4 protein-coding genes are annotated in these 2,297 nt (G+C 38.0%); all 4 read left to right on the top strand.

Translation table 11 applies throughout. The features are described from left to right. Positions 1–323: hypothetical protein (locus ACZFYI_RS19260; protein ID WP_462525745.1), on the top strand; the 323-nt coding region annotated here is incomplete at its 5' end. Between the two features lie 66 nt (positions 324–389). Continuing rightward, positions 390–926: an RNA polymerase sigma factor gene (locus ACZFYI_RS19265; protein WP_462525746.1), complete on the top strand. Its 537-nt coding sequence runs from the start codon at positions 390–392 to the stop codon at positions 924–926. Positions 927–930: 4 nt separating this feature from the next. Further along, entirely contained in the window at positions 931–1,791 is an 861-nt protein-coding gene (locus tag ACZFYI_RS19270; RefSeq protein ID WP_462525747.1) for a FecR family protein, read from the top strand. Between the two features lie 104 nt (positions 1,792–1,895). Continuing rightward, positions 1,896–2,297: STN domain-containing protein (locus ACZFYI_RS19275; protein WP_462525748.1), on the top strand; the 402-nt coding region annotated here is incomplete at its 3' end.

Here is a 2,297-nt window from a genome sequence, read left to right on the forward strand (position 1 = left end):
GGGATGAATTGAACCAATACCATGTCCTAGTCAAGGAAATAGGGATTGTGATTTTCGATACAGATGGAGAGTTTTTAAAATTGAGAGAAAAACCTGTAAGGACCTGTCCAAATTTCCAAAAAATTGAAATTGAAGACCTTCCGGAAAGCATTACTTCCTACATCGAGGAGAATTATCCTGACAATGAAATTTTAAGAGCCCGAAAAGGCACAAGAAATGAAGAAGTTGAAATCCATGTTTTGGTAGCAGAAGTCGGGGTATTGATTTTTGACGAAAGCGGGGAGTTTATAGAATTGAAAACCTGTGGGATGAATAAAGGATAAGATTATATTTGGTTTGGGTTTGAAACCGGGAGTCGGCAGATTCCCGGTTTTGTTTCAAAATTTCGAATGACTGAAGAAGAAAAAACCTTGATCTTGGGATGCAAATCCAATCAGAGAAATGCCCAAGCAGCATTTTACAGGAAATTTTATGGCTATGGTCTGAGTATCTGTCTCAGGTACTCACAGTCAAGGGCAGAAGCCGAAGAAATGGTAAACGATGGATTCCTGAAGGTTTTTACCAACATAGGCCGCTATGATTCTGAATTGGAAATCAAAGCTTGGATGCGGAGGATTTTTGTCAATACGGCAATAGACCATTTCAGAAAGAACAAAAAACATTACCTCCAAGGTGATATAGATCTGGCATTTGATTTATCAAGCGGGTCAGAGGATGCTTTGGAAGCACTTTCTGCAGAGGAAATAATGGTTTTGATCCAAAATCTACCTCCATCATACAAAATAACCTTTAATCTTTATGTGATGGAAGGTTTCAAACACCATGAGATTGCCGAGAAACTTGGCATTTCTGAAGGAACATCAAAATCAAACCTTTCAATCGCAAGAGAAAAATTGAAGCGGGCACTCTTGGAAAAAAGCAATTAAAAAAATGGAAAACTTTGATAAAATAATTAAAGACAAGTTACAATCTTATCCTACAGAGGAAAAGCCGGATGAAAATGCGGTTTCAAAAATGATAGATATGCTTGACCTTGAGCTTCCTTTTGATTCCAAGTCCGATTTGAAAAAAACGGGTTCTGAATCGAAAACCATTTTCCTTTTTTACAAAATAGCAGCTTCAGTTGCATTCATCGCGCTTTCGATGTACGCTTTGGTTGCATTCAATGAAGTGACTATCGAAGTGGGAAAAACGGCATTTAAAAAAATCGAGTTGCCTGACAAGTCAAGCGTCCAGTTGAATGCCGATTCCAAAATCACATACAATAGGTTTTTGTGGAATTTTGACAGAAAGGTATCTTTTGAGGGAGAGGGTTTTTTCGAAATCCAAAAAGGCGAAAAATTCGAAATCCATTCCACCTTGGGAGTTACCCAAATCCTGGGAACAAGCTTTAATATCTATTCAAGAGAAGGAAAATATAAGGTGGAATGCTTGAGCGGCAAAGTTTCTGTAACCTCCATTGCCTCCCAAAAGCAATTGATACTTAATCCGGGTGATGGGGTGACCTTGAATCAGTCCGATTTTCTGACTTTCTCAAATCTTCCTCAGTATGCTCCAAAATGGCTTGATGGGGAATTTTACTATGAGGAAGAGAATGTCGAGGATGTCATTTCGGAATTAGAAAGACAGTTTGACCTTCAAATCTCATTCCCCGAGGAATTGAAAAATCAAAAATATACCGGATATTTTGACAATAAGGATCTGGAAAAAGCACTCCGCTTGGTATGTGAACCCTTGGGTTTGCAATATGTCCGTAATGGGAATTCGTTGGAATTATCCTTCATAGAATAAACCAAAAGAGGCATTTTTGATCTAAATCCCGGATTATGCCATAAGTTTACTTTTCAGATTCTACTATTACACAATAAAATCAGTATTGACCGTATAAAACCTGCATGCTGAAAACCTTCTTTCCGTTTATTTTTTTCCTGATGATTTCCAATGTGACTTTGGGAAACGGGACTCCTGTGGTCAATGAGGAATTTATTAATGTTCCTTTGAAAGAGGTCTTTCAGGTATTGAAAAAAAAATATCTTCTCAAGATTGCCTTTGCAGATAGAAATGTCAGGGATATCATCATCAATGTTAACATCCGTAATCTTTCTGTGGAAGAGGCTTTTGAAAGGATATTAGAAGGTACAAACCTCACCTTCGAACAGGTCGACGAATCCACAATCATCATCAAGAAGAAAAATAAAGATCAGATTGAAGAAAATGAAAAATCGGAATTTTCGGGAGTGGTCATCGATGCCCAAACAGGCGAAACCTTGCCCTATGCAGCCATTTGGAATGATGAT

The organism is Aquiflexum sp. (genome assembly GCF_977115555.1).